This window comes from Nonomuraea sp. PA05 (assembly GCF_008086045.1).
GTDB classification, from domain to species: Bacteria; Actinomycetota; Actinomycetes; order Streptosporangiales; family Streptosporangiaceae; genus Nonomuraea; species Nonomuraea monospora.
This window is the reverse complement of the sequence record NZ_VSEY01000003.1, coordinates 185,140-199,949: the sequence shown is the minus strand read 5'-3', so window position 1 is coordinate 199,949 and position 14,810 is coordinate 185,140. Positions and strand designations below refer to the sequence as shown.

The following is a 14,810-nucleotide window of genomic DNA, read 5'->3' as shown; positions in this document are numbered from 1 at the left end:
GCATCCTATGCAATCTGTTTGCCTGTACGTACATGTGCTACGTTCTGCGATATGGTCCTCGCGCAGCCTCCGGACAGCTCCACACCTGGATCTGCCGGGCAATCTTCTCCCCTCCCGGAGATCCCCGAGTTCAGGGATATCGAGCAGCTAGACGATGGCTCCTGGCGGGCCGTGCACAAGCTGTCCGGCGAGGTGATCGAGGCGGCGACCTTCTCCCGTCTTGAGAGCATCGAGGCCCCTGCCCAGCGCCTCGCGTACACCCTGCGGAGCGGGTCGTGAACGAGGAAGAGACGCGCGCCTACTACGACCGCCCAGAGAACGCGCAGGCAATGTGTTCGCTGCTCATGCGCACCCATCCGCACTGGGTGGTATGGCGGCAGCGCACGGTAGGCCACGGGCCCATGTGGTTCGCGCGGCGCGAAACGTGGGGTGAGCGGCGCCCATCGCTGGCGGATGTCAACGCCGGGGGCCTCAACGAGGCCATGGCCACCAGCCGGGGGCTGTGGTGAGCAGGCTCGCGCCAGCAAGAATGCGGGTGCCGTACATCACCGCCTACGACGGCGAGGACATCCCCTACCAGCTCGCCCTGGCTCCACACGCTGAGGCCACCGATGGGCAGCGTCTCTCCTACGTCAACGCTGTGCCCACCGACTGGATGTTCGGCGTGCTGTGGCACCGGCACGGCCTGTCCCGCGCCGGCAACCCCGAGTGGAAGCTGGTGAACACCAGCCGGCAGCGGCGTTGCATGCGCCGCAACCTCTGCCAGGTGTGCGGCCAGTCGGCGGCGGACGAGGACGGGCGGGTGTGGTGGGTGATGGCTGAGCCGCCCGGCCGGTCGGCGTTGGGAGAGCCATTCACGAACGCGCCTCCCACATGTCGGACCTGTATCCCCATGGCCCAGCGACTCTGTCCGCGGCTACGTGAGGGTTGTCAGGTGTTCACAGTTCGAGGCGTGGAGCCGTATGGCGTCGTCGCAGAGATCTTCCGGCCGGTCGGCGGGAAGCTACTCATTCGTGACACCACCACAGAGATGCCACTCGACGCCTTCCGTGACTTGGAGTATTCGCTCGCGAGGCAGTTGATCGTGAAGCTGGAACATCTGCGGCCAGCAATCCTCACAGCCACTGGAGAGACACGATGAACACGATGTCCTGCCGCTCGTCTATGAAGTAGGTGGCGATGCCTGTCGCGCCGAATGGGTGGGTTCGGAAGTTCGCCGTGGGGCTCCGCCCGGGGAGGAGTGGCCCGTTCTCTGGCGACATCTCCAACATGGTCTGTAATTCCATGTAGGCGATCATCGCCTCAGGTGGAAGATCGTCGCGTGTCCTCTCCGCGTCCGGAGCGAGGACTACGGTGTACACGCCGGAACTACTTGCCCTGATCGATCTGCTCTTGCAGTCGCGCCTTGTAGGCGTCGTCCACGACGACCGCTCCTGGCGGCAGCTCACCGCGAGCCAGGTAAGACATGGCGCGTTCGCCAGCCTCGATGGTCGCTCGGTACTCGTCTGGGTCCGCCTTGAGAACAGCGGTCATCCACCAACGCGTCTGGAAGTCGTGGATGGGTGTCAAATCGTAGGAGACTCTGGCCTGGTCCAAGGACGCCGCGTACTCGCGATCGAACAGCTCGTGATCGTCGACAGGGGCTGCAGCACGTAGGGCTTTCGGGCTGCGATCATCCTTGATCGAAGCTCTGACCTCCTCCGGCGTCCGGTGCTGCTGGTGTGGCTGAGCGGTCATGGCGTGCTCCTCTCCCCCATCATTCGACACTAACCCGCCGACAGCGTCGCGTCCGCCCTTCACGCCAGGACGTAGCGACAACTGCTGTCGGTCTCTCGGCTCACTCGGTAGGCAGTTCGTACGTAAGGACGTTCTCATCTCCACGCAGGACGAAGTGGCTGACATCCATCGGGGTGTCATCCTGGTCATAGCTGATATGCAACACGTCTAGAACAGGCGTTCCCGGCTCTGCGTTGAGGCGCTCAACCTCTCCATTGCGCGGCATTCTCGCCTGCACCTCTTCGAGCATGCGTGTCAGCCGATGCCCCTGCTCCTCAAAGGCCGCATAGATGCCTCCAGGGCCTGGCACCTCCTCCTCCAGCGAGGTTCCTTCAGCGATGGACAACGGGATGTAGGTGTTCACGATCTGCACGGCCGCATCGTCCACGTAGTACGTATTCTCCCGCCGGAGAACATGATCACCGCCTCCCAGTCCAAGACGCTCGGCAACCCACTTAGGCGGCTCAATGCGAGCGATGCTTGTGACTTCGACACGCGCAGAACGGCCTTGCGCTTCCACTTCAGCTTTGAAGGGGGCCTTCCCCGACTCTCGCCAGCGGCGTGCATAGCGGTCATGCGCGTGCCTGATGAGCTGTGGCCGTCTGCGCACGAAGACACCGCGTCCAACCTCGCTCACAACCAGACCGGTGGACTTGAGCAAGGCGATCACCTTGTTCACGGTGCCGCTCGAAATCTGGTACTTGGCCACGAGTTCCCGCTCTGAGGGAAGTAGCGAGCCTGGCAGCAGCTCTCCCGCCTCGATCGCCTGCCGCAACTCACGCGCCACTTCCCGACTGCGGGGCATCCGCCGACGATCAGCCATTTGACCTCCCGTTACTCCGTAAGTTCCCAGCTTACAGCCTCTTCATAGAGACCACTATAAGGAAGTTCCCAGCCAGGCTTGACACACCTCCTTAAGGAGGTTCACGATGGACCAACAAGGAAGCCTCCTTAAGGAGGTTGTCCGCAGCCGTCATCCCTGGTTGTCCAGATTTGAGGTGCTTTGTGACTCAGTCGCCTGCGCCCCTCATGAGGCCGCGAGACGTTGCACGCATATTCGACGTTGAGGTCTCGACCGTTGTGGAGTGGGCACGCATTGGCAAGATCCCTGCCATTAGGACGCCCGGGGGGCAGCAGTACCGCTTTCGCACCGTCGACGTCGTCGCGATGTTGGAGCCGCTCACCACTGTTGGCGGCGATGGCCACGGACTCGACTCCGCCAAGCAGCGACAGGAGTCGACGTGAATCGCAGCCAACGTGTAGGGCCGCACTCTCCTTGGACATGCGAAGGGCGGCCCTCATCCGCCAAGACGAAGCCGCCCACTCGCGTGCCCTCCCCGGCCGGTCAAAGCACGGAAGGACGTCCCCATCATGACACAGCCCGCGTTCAACACCACTCTCTCCCAGGAGAGGCTGCAAGCGGTCCAGGTCACCGCCGACGCCTGGCGGTCGAGAGGCCACGTACAGGATGCGGACAACCTCCTGATCGTGGCCGGCCTCGCCACCGGACAGCCGTCAGCCACGCCCCCGTCAGCCACACCCCTGTCGAACGTGTTCTCCCTCGCGGACTTCCGTTCCCGTCAGGCGGTACAGCGATGACCGTCCCTGAGATCCGCGCCACGCTCTCGGCCCTTGAACGGGAGATGAAGTCTCCACCGCGTGCTCTCCCGCACACGCTGGACCGGGGCCGGTGCACGGATGTCCGCTGCTCGTCCTGTTCTCGGAGGGCAGCTCGATGACCGACACCGCACCCTCTGACTTCGCCGCCCGCGCAACCGAGCTGTTCGAGTCCGCCAGCAAGGAACTCAACCGCTACCGGCCGAGCGACATGCGGGAAGAGCACGCGCTTCGGGACGTGGAGCTTGCGAAGACGCTGGCGCTGATCGCCATCGCCACCACGTTGCAGCAGATCCACTCCGACGTCCACAACGCTGTGAAGACGCTGGCCTGCCCTCGCCGTCGCCGCCTCTGGCGGAGGACGGCCCGATGACCACGGCCCGCCCACCGCATCTCTCCCACCCTCGCAGGCGGTGGGCGGGCCCTTCCCTCAACCCCCGTCTGGAGATCGGCATGACTGCCCACACCTTCACCCTGGTTCCCGTCCCTACCCCGTCCCGCCAGTACCGGTGGTCCTGTTCGTGCAGCAACGAGGCGAGTCAGGCGTTCTTCGCCACCGAGGCGCAGGCGAAGAGGGCGCACGGCGACCACGCGCAGGCGAAGAACGCCGGCTGACCCGATGATCTCCCGTCCAGGGGCCGCGGCCCCACATCATCCCAGCCGCCGGATCCTGGACGGGCCCCTTTACTCCCCCCGCCTGCGAACGTGCACGGAATCCAACCCTCTTCGCCCCGGGCGGGGGCTCAACAACTTCCCACCCGATCCACCAGGAGTACGCGATGACCAGCGCGACGGACTTCGTCCACCAGCCCTTCACCCTGTGGGGAACCGGCGACCAGATCGAGGTGCACGCCGCGTTCCTCGCCTACGGAAAGGACTGCCCGAACACAGTCGAGGTCGTCTTCACCCGCCACGACGGCAGCGACTCGTGCAGCAGCTACCTGGTGGCCAGGGCGGTGCTCGCCGCAGGACTGGTTCGCCCGGCCAGCGACGGCACGTTCACCGTAGGGCCGCACGCCCGGCCCGACTGGCTCATCGTCACCCTCCCGATGGGCGAGCAGGCTCGCGGCTACTACGCCGACGCCGTCGTGCTGCGGGCCTTCCTCGACGCCACTGCCCAGCTTGTGCCGATGGAGGTCGCCGCCTGATGGACTGGAACCTGTATCTGCCGCCCGCCGAAGTGGTGTGGGCGGTTGGTGCGCTTCTCACGATCGCTGCGGCCAGCGTACCCCTGGCCGTGATCTACGGGACGCGCAAGAACCGTAGGAGGGATGCCTCCTCCTCCAGCCCGGTCGAGGACTGGCTGACCCGCGGCGTGGCCGCCATTGCGACCGGCGTGTCCGCGGAAGGCATGTGGCGATTCACCCGCGACGTGCTCAAGCTGGACGGCCCGCTGCAGATCGCGTTGTTCGCGTTCATCGAGCTGTCCATGGTGACCGAGGCCGTGCGGGCCCGCCGCAACATGCGCGAGCACGGCTCTGCCGGCCTCGATGGGATCGCTGTGTGGGCGCTGGCGTGCCTGACCGCTGTCCTGTCGAGCATGGACGCCAAGGCGCCCGCTGAGGTCGTCTTCCGGCTTGCCGCCCCGCTGGTGGCGGCGTGGATGTGGGAACGCGGCATGCGGCTGGAGCGGCGGCGCCAGCGCGGCAAGGCCGGCATCAACTGGCGGCTCACACCCGAACGGCTCCTGGTGTGGGCTGGCCTGGCGGAAGCCCGTGACCGTACCGCCTCCGAGGTGGACACGCACCGCAGGCTCAAAAGGGTGGCGCTGGCCGCCAAGCGCGTGGACCAGATGCGCGAGGCGAACGCCAAAGCCAAGAAGGTGGCTGCGGCGATCGGCAGGCGAGACAGGATGCTCGATCTCGCTGTCGCCCACACCGACCTGGCCACCAACCCGCGTACTCAAGAGACGCTGCTGGCCGTGCTGCGCACGCTCGGTGGCGGGGAGGACCTATCTGTTGTGCTGTCCACCGCGCTGGCGCCGTGGCGGGACCTCGACCATCCGGCCGTCAACGGCCAGAAGCGGCTCAGTGAAGCCGCCCGGCTCGCGGCCGAGATACAGAAGCTGACCGAGGCCGTCCTCCAAGGACGCGACCCGGACTCCGCCGCGACGATCAAAATGCTCGCCTCCATGCTCGTCGGCCGGCGCATCCCGCCACCTGGTAGCGCCACCTCGGGTGAGGTGGCGCCGACGGTAGCGGATCTAGTGGCGGGTCGAGTGGCGCTGCGGCCCGTCCCGCCCCTGCCTGGCGACACCGCAACCGACACTTGGACCGCTACTCGTGCCGCTACCGATCATCCAGTGGCGGACGAGGTAGCGGACGAGGTGGCGGATCTCGAAGCGGAAGAGGTGCTGCGGCAGCTCCGCGAGGAACCCGACGACGACGGCGACGACACCGTGACCGCCACCGCGAGCGCCACCGAAGCGATGTGGCGCTACTGGCAGGACGCCATCGACAGAGGCGACTTGCCCACCGGCGCCGACCTGGCCAGAGAGGGCGGATGTGTCGACTCCTACGGCCGGCGCAAGCGCAACGAATGGCTCGGCCAGTTGGACGTCCGCACACGCCGCCGCCTGCTGAACGCCACGCGGCGCGAAAGGAGCGCCTGATGGGCCGCTACCAGTGTCCGCTCTGCCAGTGCTTCCACCCGGACGAGGCCAAGCCTTTCTGTTCCGTCCACGGTAGGGACGGCTACTCGCCTCGCTGCCAGGAGTGCATCCAGTCCGTCGCCAACCCGCCGTGCGCGGTGCAGTCAACACCCACGTAAGGAGATGTGACATGTCTTGGATGGTGGTTGCGTGGCTCGTCCTTCTGGGCGTGATCACCACCTGCGTGATCGTCAAAGTGACCCGCTGGTACGAGCTGCTGTTCATCGGCTCGTTCGGGTTCTTGACCGCCACCCTGCTGGCGGGCGTGACGACGCCCGGCGGGCTCGCCTTCGAGAACCTGTGGGGGGCGATTTTTTGATGGATGGCCTGCCCGCACGCCAGGAGCGGTGATGAGCGGCCTCGAGTTCGTCATCGCCGCCGTCGTGATCGCGGTCCTCGCTGGGACAGCCAGACGCATGTCGCAGCCGGCGGACCGCCCCAAGACGGCCAACTGGCTGATCCGCACGTGGAACGCCAGTGGCGCCCGTGAACTGCAAGGGACCACGTTCGGCGACGCGGTCACGGGCCTGTCAGGCCGCGCCATCGGCAGCGCCCTGCGCGGCGGCAAGCGGTCCGCCATCTGGACGGGACGCAAGGGCATCCTGCCTGCTGCGAAGGCAGGCGGCAGGATCGCCGCGTGGACGGTGAGCACCACCTTCGTTGCCCCTGCCAAGAAGACCGCCCGCGTCACGGCCCGGCTTCGCCGCTCCGCGATGCGGCGGATGGGCCGCCGCTGGGACGCCAAGGCCGCTGATCGCGAGCCGCGGCTGTTCCGCCGCCGCGAACGCCCGGCCGGACGGGCCGGCACCTCGGGCCGGATGAGCCGGGTCCGCGGCTGGCTGCACCGGCATCGGCCGTGGCGCCGCGCAGGCACCCCGCCCGACACCCCTCCGACCGTAGCGCCTGCCGCTCCCGTGGTTCCGCCCGCCCCTCCGACCCGCCTGCTCCGGCTCGCGCCCCCGCCCACCTCTGGAGAAGCCATGACAACCCCCGACACCACCTCGCAACCCGCCGCCGCCCCCACTGCCTCGAACGGGCTGCCGCTGCCGCCGCCCCCCGACTGGCAGATGCTGATCCGACGGGTCGGCAACCTGGAACCGGGCAGCGACATCGCGCTGGAGCGCTTCATGCTCGGCGAGATGACCGGGATGATCGCCTACGCGGAGGCGTTGAAGAACGTGCACGGCACGTGCGTCGGCGCGCTCGGCCTCGACCCGGCCTCCGTGCAGGGCATCGCCGACTACGCCATGGCGGCAGGCGACGCGGGAGCGGCGATGGCCGGCGCGCACAAGCGGTGGCGGGCGGTCTACGAGGAGATCCTGCGCGCGGTCCGCTCCGGCGTGATCATGCCGTTCAAGGGCCGCTTCTTCACCACCGGCCGCGCCGGATAGCCCTCTGCCCACGTCCCCTGTCCAGGCCTGTTGTGAGGTGACCATGCAGCCCAAGCCGACGCTCCGCGAGGCGTTCTCCCGCCGCCGCCCGAAGGACGGCGCCGAGACGACCCCGCAGGGGCAGGAGGCGGTGAAGCGCCCGCGCGGCCTGGGCCTGGTCCGGTGGGTCCGCCAGAAGCCCGCCGAGCGCATTCCGCTGCCCGTCGGGGCCGGCCTGTACGGGGCCGGTTGGGCCGGGTACGGGCTGGACTGGTCGTCGCCGTGGCTGGCCGCGGGCGGCGTTGCCGCCGCTGTGGTCACCTACCTGGTGGGGGTGCGCAACATCGGCGGTGAGGACCGGGCGTTCCGGCTCGCCGCCGGCGTGGCCGGGGCCGGCGGGTGGATGGCGCTCAGTTCCGCCGTCGGCCCGACGTGGGGCCCGTACGGGGCGCTCACGTGGCTGTACATGGCCGCCTACGGGGTCGCCTACTGGGTGTACCGGGGCGATGTCGCCGTCCAGAAGAAGATCGTGTGGCGGGAGCAGAAGACCGGCTGGCACCAGTTGGGCCCGAAGTTCGGGATGCGCGGCTCTCACCTGCTGTATCACGAGCCGACCCGGCTGGGTGAACGGTTCCTCATCGACACGCAGGGCACCGGGCAGCGCGCTTCGGCGTTCGCGACCCCGAGCCAGGAAGAGCTGATCGCCGAGAAGCTCGGCCTGCCCCGGGAGCGGGTCAGGTGCCGGCCTGACTCCATCGCCGGACGCCTGTGGATCTCCATCCGGTACACCGACCCGTGGGCGCAGCCGATTCCGCACCCCGTCCTGGACGACAACCCGGAGATCGTGCTGCCGGAGGTGGCCGACATCCGCAAGCCGCAGCCGGTCGGGGTCGATCCGGAGACGGGCAGACCGCTGACGCTGACGGTCTGCAACCAAGACGGCGGCCTGCACACGCTGATCGTCGCCATCAACCGGTCGGGCAAGACCGTGCTGCTCAGCAACATCAACGAGCGGCTCACCGCCGCCGACAACGTCTTCCCCATCGGGATCAACGTCGGCATCAAGGCGCCCGAGATGTACCGGTGGCGCAAGGCGTTCGCCCTGTCGGCGTGCGGCCCCAAGGAGCGGGTGCGTGCGCTGCGCATCCTCGAGCTGGTCCGCGACGGCATGGAGTGGCGCGGCGCCAACCACGGCGACGAGACGGTGTTCGAACCGCGCGCCGGCCGCCCCCTGTGGGTGATCGAGGTGGACGAGATGGACGCGCTGCTCGGCCACAACGACAACATCGGCCACGCCATCCGGCAGTGCGTCGTCGACATCGCCAGCAAGGGCCCGTCGGAGGGGTTCGCGCTCATCCTGGCCGGTCAGCGCGGCACCCAGGAGTGGATCGGGTCGACCGACATCCGCACCCAGATCCGCAACTTCGTGTTCCTGCAGCTCGGCGCCGGTAACGAGGCGTTCAACGCGGCTGGTGACCTGGGGTTGACGCTGCCGGACATGGCCACCTACGGCGAGGGCCACAAGGGTGTGGCGTGCATCGCGCAGTTGGGCGGCGACTACGAGATCGGCCGCACGTTCAACCTGCGCGAGCTGGTCGACATCGACCGGGTGGCCGAGGGCCGTCGCCCGTCCCGGCTGGAGCCGCTCCTGACCGCGCACTTGGGTGTGAAGCTGGAGCGGCTGCTGGCCTCCGAGCCCGGCCCCGGTGAGATGCATGCCCGCGATCTCAAGGAGTCCCGGCCTGCTGCGCAGCAGGCCGGGACTACGCCGAACAACACGGCCCCGGACGCGAGCCCGGAAACGAGCCCGGTCGGCCAGCAGGACAACGGGCTCGACAAGGCCACCGAGAAGATCGACGAGACCCGGACCTACCTCGCCTCGTTGTCGCCGCTGGCCGAACCCGACCCGGAGGTGGCCGCGGCGCTGGCGCAGTCGGCGGAGGAACGCTCCCGGCAGATGGCCGAACAGGTCGACATGTCCGAGCAGGTCCGCGCGCGGCTGCTGGACCTGCTCGCCGACGGCACGACGGTGCGGCCCGCGGCGGAGGCGCTGGAGGACCTCGGGGTGAGCCGGTGGAAGGTGCACGAGTGCCTGACCCGCTTGCACGCCGAAGGCGTGGCGGTGCGGGAGGGCAAGGGCCGCGGCTCGATCTGGCGGCTGGCGCCGTCCGAGCCCGACGAGGAGGACACCCCAAATGGTAACGCTGTGTGACGAAGAAATGTCCGGTGGATTGTCCGGAAGAATGTCCGGACCCCCTCCCCCGGCCCCCGTATATGAGAGACCAGACAGCCCCTGCCGGACATTTCCGCGGCGCTCCACCACCCTCACAATCCGTGACACCCGCGGGGGTGCGTGATGACGCACACGAGTGCCGCCGCGGCGCACACCGACTTCACTGACGCCGCCTCCACGGCAGCGATCATGCACGCTCGCTGCCGTGCGGCCGGTCTCGACCCGGTCTCCTACAGCGGCCTGGCAGGTGTGGCGCTGACCCTCGGACATGAGGAGATCGCGTCCTGGGCGGTTCCCTGGCCAGCCGACCGTGATCTTGTCTCTGCCGTTGTCGGCCTCGAACACGAACTGCGCGGGCGGGCGGCCCGCCTGACCACCTTCCAGTCCAAGATCGCCGCGTCGTATCGGCACGCACAGGAGCAGGCCCACGCCGAAGCGAACGCCTCGGGCGGTATGTCCGACGCCACCCGCGCCTGGCTCGCCGACTGCCTCAACGCCGAAACCATCGTCCAGAGCGGCCTCGCCCGGCTCCGCTACGCCCGCCGCCGCCTCTCAGCCATTCCCACCGAGTTGGGGGAGCGGTATGAGGCCATCTACCGGTTCGTCAACCAAGGCCACGTCCTGCCGGTCAACGGCCGATGGCTCACCGAAGCGGGGTCATGACCATGGAAGCCTTCCTGATTCTCGCCGCTCTCGCGTTCACCGCCTGGGTGGTCATCGACTACCAGCGCAACCGGCTGTCACGCTGCCCCCGCTGCAAGGGCAGCGGCCAGTTATCGGCGCGGTTCTGGCCGAACCGGTACCGGGCGTGCCCGCGCTGCAACCGCCGCGGCGAGATCGGCAGACGGTGATGGCCGCCACCAGAAGGACACGCCGGCCAGCCGCCCGGCGCGCTCCCGCGAAACCAGCCCGTACGGCGCTCCCTGCCCGCAAGGCACGGACCGCGAGCAAGGACCCGGCCGCGTGGATCGCCCGCAAGACCAAGCGGCTGCTGTCCGCGGCGTGGACCAGAAGCGCCCACCGGGTGGGCCGAAGCATCCGCCGCGAACCCGCAGACGCCGCCACCGCTCACCACGACAACGCCGCCCTGGCCGTTCTCGCTGCCGGGCTGCTGCTCGCGGCCGGCGTGTGGAACCTGTGGGACAACATGTTCGCTGCCGCGGCTGCGACGCTGACGCGCGCCCTGGTCGGGTCTGCGGCGGTCGCCGTCCCGCCTGCCGTGATGGTGGCGGCGTGGCGGCGCTTCCGCCACCCGGACCGGCCCATGACCCGCCTGCTGTCGGGCTGGGCGGTCGCGCTGGCCGCCTGGGCGGGCATCGCGCACGCCGTCCACGGCGGCGGTGTCGCGTCCCCAGAGACGGGCGGCCTGGCCGGATACGCGGCGGCAGCCTGGCTGACCTCCCACATCCCGGACGCGGACGTGCCGATCCTTGCCGCGGCAGGACTCCTGGCGCTGTTCATCGCGGGCGGCGTCCATCCGCGCGACATCCCCGAGCGGGCCGCCGCCGTCCGCAGCCGGTTCGCCGCACCGGTCGCAGTCGGCGCGCAAGAGAGCCCGCCCGAAGGCGACCAGGAACCACCAGAGACGGAGCCGGACCGCACCGACGAGACGTCCGACGAAGCCGCCGGCGAACCTGAGCCGGCCTCCGCCGATGACGGGCCACCGCAAGAGTTCGCAGCCCCAGGGAACACGCGCACGCCCGCCTCGTACGTGCCCGCCGACCCGCGCATGCTCAAGCAGGGCAGCACCGCCCGGCCGCGCACCAGGGCAACCGATGCCGTCGTCGAAGCGCTCTCCCGGGTACTGGCCGAGTTCGACATCGATGCCGCCGTGGACGACTTCGTTCGCGGCCCGCAAGTCACCCGCTACTTCGTGACGCTCGGCCCCGGCGTCAAAGTCGAGAAGATCACCGGCCTGTTGAAGAACTTCCGCGTGGCCACGAAATGCGACCAGGTACAGATCCACGCTCCCGCGCCCGGCCGCGACGCGGTCGGCATCGACGTCCCCAACGCCGAGCGAGACCTGATCCGGCTGGGCGACATCCTCAACTCGGCGGAGGCGAAGGCCCGCAAGCACCCGCTGACGGTCGCGCTCGGCGCCGACATCGAGAACAAGCCGATCGTCGCCAACCTGGCCGGAACACCGCACCTGCTCATCGCTGGCGCCACCGGCGCCGGCAAATCCATCTGCGTCCACGACCTGATCGCCAGCGTCCTGCTCCGCGCCACCCCGGAGGAAGTCCGCATGGTGCTCATCGACCCCAAGCGGGTCGAACTCGCCGTCTACAACGGCATCCCGCACCTCATCACCCCGGTCATCACCAACCCGAAGAAGGCCGCCGAGGCCCTCGAATGGGTCGTGGGCGAGATGGATCGGCGCTACGACGACCTGGCGGCGTCGGGGTTCCGGCACGTGGACGAGTTCAACAAGGCCGTGCGGGCGGGCAAGCTGCAGCCGCCGCCGGGCAGCGAGCGGGTCTACCAGCCGTACCCGTACCTGCTGGTGATCGTGGACGAGCTGGCCGACCTGATGATGGTGGCCCCGCGCGACGTCGAGGACTCGATCGTGCGCATCACCCAGCTCGCCCGCGCGGCGGGCATCCACCTGGTAATCGCCACGCAGCGGCCGTCGGTGGACGTCGTCACCGGCCTGATCAAGGCGAACGTGCCGTCCAGGCTCGCCTTCGCCGTCTCCAGCCTCACCGACTCGCGGGTCATCCTCGACCAACCGGGCGCAGAAAACCTCATCGGCAAGGGCGACGGCCTGTATCTGCCCGCGGGCGAGAACAAGCCCATCCGGTTGCAGAGCCCCATGGTCACCGAGCAAGAGGTGCAGCAGATCGTCGCCCACTGCAAGAAGCAGGGCGCCGCCGCCTACCGAGACCTCGAACCGGCCGCGCCCGCCCCCAAGCAGGCGCTCGACATCGGCGACGACCTCGACCTGCTGATCCAGGCGGCCGAGCTGATCGTGACCACGCAGTTCGGCTCGACCTCGATGCTGCAGCGCAAGCTGCGGGTCGGGTTCGCCAAGGCGGGGCGGCTGATGGACCTGCTGGAGAGCCGGAACGCGGTCGGTCCAAGCGAGGGCTCTAAAGCACGCGAGGTGCTCGTCAAGCCCGACGACCTGCCCGACCTCCTCGGCAATCTCCGCGCGACGCAGAAAGCGCCGTGAGCACAGCCATCTCATCCGGCAACCAACCAAGGAGAACCGGCATGAACAAACGGAAGCAAGACAGGAACCGGCTGTACACCCGCAGACAGCAGCCACGACAGCAGCCCGCAGCCGCGTGGGTGTGGAACGGGCGCACATGGGCCGACGCCACACCGGAGCAGGAGCACACGCTGCTCACGGCGCTGTTCCGAGGACGCAGATGACTCGCCCCGACGAGACCTCGCAGATCAAGCAGAGGTTCATCGACCAGTACCCGGAAGAGAACCTCCGCCCCGACGAGGTACGCCTCCTGCCTGACGGTGACGTCGTCATCGACAGGAGGGTTAAGTACCCGAACGCGCAGCAGTTGGTTGTCGGCCGGTGGAAGCCCGGCACTGGTCGTCCCCCGTTCTCGCTGGTGAACGACTGACTAATCCCACACCCGTTGAGGGTGTCCCACCCATCCGGCTCCGGCTGCCCGAACCTCGCGGCCGGGGCCCACATTCCCTTCCCACACCTACAAGGAGGTGCCTTCCATGGCGGAGGACATCACCATCACGATGCCGGCGTCCGAGCTGGAGATGCGGTATAGGGGCGGCAGCATGTACCGGCTGGTGTCCATGAACGGCTGGCACCCACCGCGAGCAGGCGGGCGCTGGCCGCTCATCCTGAACGTGGACCACACCGCCGACGACGGGCCGCCGCTGGTGGTCGTCGAAATCGAGACAGACACGGACGCACACGGAGTGCCACCCTCTAGCAAGGTGAAGGTGATCCCCGTCAACCCATCAGGGGCCACACGATCCACCGGGGAGGCACAAGAGGCGGTGAACACGTGAGCCGCCCGGACCGGGCCCTGATAGCGGAGATCATCGCCGCGTACAGGGCAGCCCCGCGACAGAACAACTGGGTTCGGCTGAACGAGATCCGCGCCAGGCTGGGCGCGTGGACGCGGGCCGAGGTAGACGCGGCCCTCCTTCACCTGCTCAACACGGAGAACGTCAGTCTGGAACCCGAGTCCAACCGCCACAGGCTGGCTGATCCCGAGTACCGTGACGCGGCGGTCCGCATCGGCGGGGAGGACCGGCACCTCATGCAGATCTACTGACGTCTGCGCACAAAAGAACGCCCCCGGTCGCTTCCCCATGACCGGGGGCGTCTGACTGTTCAGACTGGGGTGGAGTCTTCATCCAGAGTGCTCGCGGCCACCCACGCGAGAACACGGTGCCGCGCCTCCGCGCTGGACTGCGACTCCAGCAGGGAGCGGACGGCGAACGCGGTGTCGATTTCCGCTTCGTCGTGCAGGACGGGGTGGCCGCCGACGCGTTCGATGCCGCCGTCTGGCATCTCGTAGGTGTTCGTCATGCCGGTCAGTGGAGCACCGCTGTGTCGCACTGGTGTCGCGAGGTTCCCTGCTTTTCTCGGCGGACCGCCGCGCCGTGGGGGGTATGTGGGAACGCCCCGGCTGCTTCCCCACAGCCGGGGCGTTGTCATGGGGGCGGGGACCCGTCGCCAGCCTCCGCGGCGAGGGCGTCCTTGGCGGCCTGTGTCAGTCCCAGGCTGGTCCTGAGCCGGTCCTCCGCGCCTTTCGCCATGGCCGGGCGCCGGTAGATGGCGTCCACCAGTTTCAGCCTCCACGCCCGCGCCTCGTTGAGCTGCTGCTCCAGTTCGGTGTCTCGTTCTGCTTCGAGCGCTACGACGTCGACGCTGGATGGCAGCGCCCTGCTGATCCTCTCGCATTCCGCCTCGGCCTTGAGGAACTCCTTCTTGAGTTCCAGCAGGTCACTCGGTACTTCACGATCCGCCATGACGCTCCCCCGATAGTGGTTCGAGGGGATGATACGGACATCGCTGCGGGTGATCACGTACCGGGGTGAGGATGTCGGCCATGGACCCGGAAGAGGTTGAGCAGCGCTTGGCGGAAGTACGGCTACGCAGGGAGATGGAGGAGCACATCCTCGCCACGGAGGAGGTGCCGCCCGAGGCGAGCCAGGCCGTGCGGGACTTGTTTCG

The 14,810-nt window shown here is 68.4% G+C and carries 23 protein-coding genes; 18 read left to right on the top strand and 5 right to left on the bottom strand.

Annotated elements, in window-relative coordinates; translation table 11 throughout:
* Positions 1-51 precede the first annotated feature (51 nt).
* The 3 genes from FXF51_RS06355 to FXF51_RS06345 are packed head-to-tail and all read left to right on the top strand — an operon-like array spanning position 52 to position 1,141.
* Complete coding sequence (locus FXF51_RS06355; protein ID WP_148433317.1) at positions 52-279, top strand: hypothetical protein; 228 nt, start codon at positions 52-54, stop codon at positions 277-279.
* Positions 276-509: a hypothetical protein gene (locus FXF51_RS06350; protein ID WP_148433316.1), complete on the top strand. Its 234-nt coding sequence runs from the start codon at positions 276-278 to the stop codon at positions 507-509. Before FXF51_RS06355 ends, FXF51_RS06350 begins: the two co-directional genes overlap by 4 nt.
* 26 nt (positions 510-535) lie before the next feature.
* Positions 536-1,141, top strand: coding sequence for a hypothetical protein (locus FXF51_RS06345; protein ID WP_148433315.1), 606 nt, complete (start codon positions 536-538; stop codon positions 1,139-1,141).
* On the opposite strand, the gene FXF51_RS06340 is transcribed toward FXF51_RS06345, so the two are convergent.
* The 3 genes from FXF51_RS06340 to FXF51_RS06330 all read right to left on the bottom strand — a co-directional run bounded on the left by FXF51_RS06340 (position 1,116) and on the right by FXF51_RS06330 (position 2,599).
* Positions 1,116-1,361 carry a hypothetical protein gene (locus FXF51_RS06340; protein ID WP_148433314.1) on the bottom strand — a complete coding sequence of 82 codons (246 nt, stop codon included), beginning with the start codon at positions 1,359-1,361 and terminating at the stop codon, positions 1,116-1,118. The two genes, FXF51_RS06345 and FXF51_RS06340, sit on opposite strands and share 26 nt — an antisense overlap.
* Positions 1,362-1,368: 7 nt before the next feature.
* On the bottom strand, positions 1,369-1,737 hold the full coding sequence (locus FXF51_RS06335; RefSeq protein ID WP_148433313.1) for a DUF6247 family protein: 369 nt from the start codon (positions 1,735-1,737) through the stop codon (positions 1,369-1,371).
* A gap of 100 nt (positions 1,738-1,837) precedes the next feature.
* Complete coding sequence (locus FXF51_RS06330) at positions 1,838-2,599, bottom strand: GntR family transcriptional regulator (protein WP_148433312.1); 762 nt, start codon at positions 2,597-2,599, stop codon at positions 1,838-1,840.
* Positions 2,600-2,805: 206 nt separating this feature from the next.
* On the opposite strand from FXF51_RS06330, the gene FXF51_RS06325 reads away from it, so the two are divergent.
* The 15 genes from FXF51_RS06325 to FXF51_RS06265 all read left to right on the top strand — a co-directional run bounded on the left by FXF51_RS06325 (position 2,806) and on the right by FXF51_RS06265 (position 13,905).
* Complete coding sequence (locus FXF51_RS06325; protein WP_148433311.1) at positions 2,806-3,021, top strand: helix-turn-helix domain-containing protein; 216 nt, start codon at positions 2,806-2,808, stop codon at positions 3,019-3,021.
* 490 nt (positions 3,022-3,511) lie between these two features.
* A complete protein-coding gene (locus tag FXF51_RS06320) occupies positions 3,512-3,766 on the top strand; it encodes a hypothetical protein (protein ID WP_148433310.1) in 255 nt (84 codons plus the stop codon).
* A gap of 80 nt (positions 3,767-3,846) precedes the next feature.
* Complete coding sequence (locus FXF51_RS60605; protein ID WP_187414214.1) at positions 3,847-4,008, top strand: hypothetical protein; 162 nt, start codon at positions 3,847-3,849, stop codon at positions 4,006-4,008.
* A gap of 164 nt (positions 4,009-4,172) precedes the next feature.
* Positions 4,173-4,541, top strand: coding sequence for an SsgA family sporulation/cell division regulator (locus tag FXF51_RS06315; protein WP_148433309.1), 369 nt, complete (start codon positions 4,173-4,175; stop codon positions 4,539-4,541).
* Complete coding sequence (locus FXF51_RS06310; RefSeq protein WP_148433308.1) at positions 4,541-6,004, top strand: hypothetical protein; 1,464 nt, start codon at positions 4,541-4,543, stop codon at positions 6,002-6,004. Before FXF51_RS06315 ends, FXF51_RS06310 begins: the two co-directional genes overlap by 1 nt.
* 169 nt (positions 6,005-6,173) lie before the next feature.
* Positions 6,174-6,362 carry a hypothetical protein gene (locus FXF51_RS06305; protein WP_148433307.1) on the top strand — a complete coding sequence of 63 codons (189 nt, stop codon included), beginning with the start codon at positions 6,174-6,176 and terminating at the stop codon, positions 6,360-6,362.
* A gap of 31 nt (positions 6,363-6,393) precedes the next feature.
* Positions 6,394-7,434, top strand: coding sequence for a hypothetical protein (locus FXF51_RS06300; protein ID WP_148433306.1), 1,041 nt, complete (start codon positions 6,394-6,396; stop codon positions 7,432-7,434).
* A gap of 43 nt (positions 7,435-7,477) precedes the next feature.
* Positions 7,478-9,625, top strand: a complete 2,148-nt coding sequence (locus tag FXF51_RS06295; protein ID WP_148433305.1) for a hypothetical protein — start codon at positions 7,478-7,480, stop codon at positions 9,623-9,625.
* A 144-nt stretch (positions 9,626-9,769) separates the two neighbouring features.
* The gene (locus FXF51_RS06290; RefSeq protein ID WP_148433304.1) at positions 9,770-10,309 is read left to right on the top strand and encodes a hypothetical protein; all 540 of its coding nucleotides are present in this window, start codon (positions 9,770-9,772) and stop codon (positions 10,307-10,309) included.
* Positions 10,306-10,497 carry a hypothetical protein gene (locus FXF51_RS06285; RefSeq protein ID WP_148433303.1) on the top strand — a complete coding sequence of 64 codons (192 nt, stop codon included), beginning with the start codon at positions 10,306-10,308 and terminating at the stop codon, positions 10,495-10,497. Before FXF51_RS06290 ends, FXF51_RS06285 begins: the two co-directional genes overlap by 4 nt.
* Positions 10,497-12,818, top strand: coding sequence for an FtsK/SpoIIIE family DNA translocase (locus FXF51_RS06280; protein ID WP_148433302.1), 2,322 nt, complete (start codon positions 10,497-10,499; stop codon positions 12,816-12,818). The genes FXF51_RS06285 and FXF51_RS06280 overlap by 1 nt, the downstream gene beginning before the upstream one ends.
* A 41-nt stretch (positions 12,819-12,859) precedes the next feature.
* On the top strand, positions 12,860-13,021 hold the full coding sequence (locus tag FXF51_RS60600) for a hypothetical protein (protein ID WP_187414213.1): 162 nt from the start codon (positions 12,860-12,862) through the stop codon (positions 13,019-13,021).
* On the top strand, positions 13,018-13,227 hold the full coding sequence (locus FXF51_RS06275; RefSeq protein ID WP_148433301.1) for a hypothetical protein: 210 nt from the start codon (positions 13,018-13,020) through the stop codon (positions 13,225-13,227). Before FXF51_RS60600 ends, FXF51_RS06275 begins: the two co-directional genes overlap by 4 nt.
* Before the next feature lie 106 nt (positions 13,228-13,333).
* Positions 13,334-13,636: a hypothetical protein gene (locus FXF51_RS06270; RefSeq protein ID WP_148433300.1), complete on the top strand. Its 303-nt coding sequence runs from the start codon at positions 13,334-13,336 to the stop codon at positions 13,634-13,636.
* Positions 13,633-13,905: a hypothetical protein gene (locus tag FXF51_RS06265; protein WP_148433299.1), complete on the top strand. Its 273-nt coding sequence runs from the start codon at positions 13,633-13,635 to the stop codon at positions 13,903-13,905. The genes FXF51_RS06270 and FXF51_RS06265 overlap by 4 nt, the downstream gene beginning before the upstream one ends.
* A 59-nt stretch (positions 13,906-13,964) precedes the next feature.
* Here FXF51_RS06265 and FXF51_RS06260 read toward each other — a convergent pair whose 3' ends face one another.
* Together FXF51_RS06260 and FXF51_RS06255 are read right to left on the bottom strand one after the other, a co-directional pair.
* Complete coding sequence (locus FXF51_RS06260) at positions 13,965-14,162, bottom strand: hypothetical protein (protein WP_148433298.1); 198 nt, start codon at positions 14,160-14,162, stop codon at positions 13,965-13,967.
* A gap of 125 nt (positions 14,163-14,287) precedes the next feature.
* Entirely contained in the window at positions 14,288-14,605 is a 318-nt protein-coding gene (locus tag FXF51_RS06255; protein ID WP_148433297.1) for a hypothetical protein, read from the bottom strand.
* Positions 14,606-14,810 lie beyond the last annotated feature (205 nt).

Excerpts from the sequence above, each read along its gene's own strand:
- FXF51_RS06270 (WP_148433300.1), top strand. The coding sequence starts at position 13,334 with ATGGCGGAGGACATCACCATCACGATGCCGGCGTCCGAGCTGGAGATG.
- FXF51_RS06280 (WP_148433302.1), top strand. The coding sequence starts at position 10,497 with ATGGCCGCCACCAGAAGGACACGCCGGCCAGCCGCCCGGCGCGCTCCC.
- FXF51_RS06255 (WP_148433297.1), bottom strand. The coding sequence starts at position 14,605 with ATGGCGGATCGTGAAGTACCGAGTGACCTGCTGGAACTCAAGAAGGAG.
- FXF51_RS06305 (WP_148433307.1), top strand. The coding sequence starts at position 6,174 with ATGTCTTGGATGGTGGTTGCGTGGCTCGTCCTTCTGGGCGTGATCACC.
- FXF51_RS06335 (WP_148433313.1), bottom strand. The coding sequence starts at position 1,737 with ATGACCGCTCAGCCACACCAGCAGCACCGGACGCCGGAGGAGGTCAGA.
- FXF51_RS06290 (WP_148433304.1), top strand. The coding sequence starts at position 9,770 with ATGACGCACACGAGTGCCGCCGCGGCGCACACCGACTTCACTGACGCC.
- FXF51_RS06320 (WP_148433310.1), top strand. The coding sequence starts at position 3,512 with ATGACCGACACCGCACCCTCTGACTTCGCCGCCCGCGCAACCGAGCTG.
- FXF51_RS06325 (WP_148433311.1), top strand. The coding sequence starts at position 2,806 with ATGAGGCCGCGAGACGTTGCACGCATATTCGACGTTGAGGTCTCGACC.
- FXF51_RS60605 (WP_187414214.1), top strand. The coding sequence starts at position 3,847 with ATGACTGCCCACACCTTCACCCTGGTTCCCGTCCCTACCCCGTCCCGC.
- FXF51_RS06275 (WP_148433301.1), top strand. The coding sequence starts at position 13,018 with ATGACTCGCCCCGACGAGACCTCGCAGATCAAGCAGAGGTTCATCGAC.
- FXF51_RS06330 (WP_148433312.1), bottom strand. The coding sequence starts at position 2,599 with ATGGCTGATCGTCGGCGGATGCCCCGCAGTCGGGAAGTGGCGCGTGAG.
- FXF51_RS06315 (WP_148433309.1), top strand. The coding sequence starts at position 4,173 with ATGACCAGCGCGACGGACTTCGTCCACCAGCCCTTCACCCTGTGGGGA.
- FXF51_RS06310 (WP_148433308.1), top strand. The coding sequence starts at position 4,541 with ATGGACTGGAACCTGTATCTGCCGCCCGCCGAAGTGGTGTGGGCGGTT.
- FXF51_RS06260 (WP_148433298.1), bottom strand. The coding sequence starts at position 14,162 with ATGACGAACACCTACGAGATGCCAGACGGCGGCATCGAACGCGTCGGC.
- FXF51_RS06300 (WP_148433306.1), top strand. The coding sequence starts at position 6,394 with ATGAGCGGCCTCGAGTTCGTCATCGCCGCCGTCGTGATCGCGGTCCTC.
- FXF51_RS06295 (WP_148433305.1), top strand. The coding sequence starts at position 7,478 with ATGCAGCCCAAGCCGACGCTCCGCGAGGCGTTCTCCCGCCGCCGCCCG.
- FXF51_RS06355 (WP_148433317.1), top strand. The coding sequence starts at position 52 with ATGGTCCTCGCGCAGCCTCCGGACAGCTCCACACCTGGATCTGCCGGG.
- FXF51_RS60600 (WP_187414213.1), top strand. The coding sequence starts at position 12,860 with ATGAACAAACGGAAGCAAGACAGGAACCGGCTGTACACCCGCAGACAG.
- FXF51_RS06285 (WP_148433303.1), top strand. The coding sequence starts at position 10,306 with ATGACCATGGAAGCCTTCCTGATTCTCGCCGCTCTCGCGTTCACCGCC.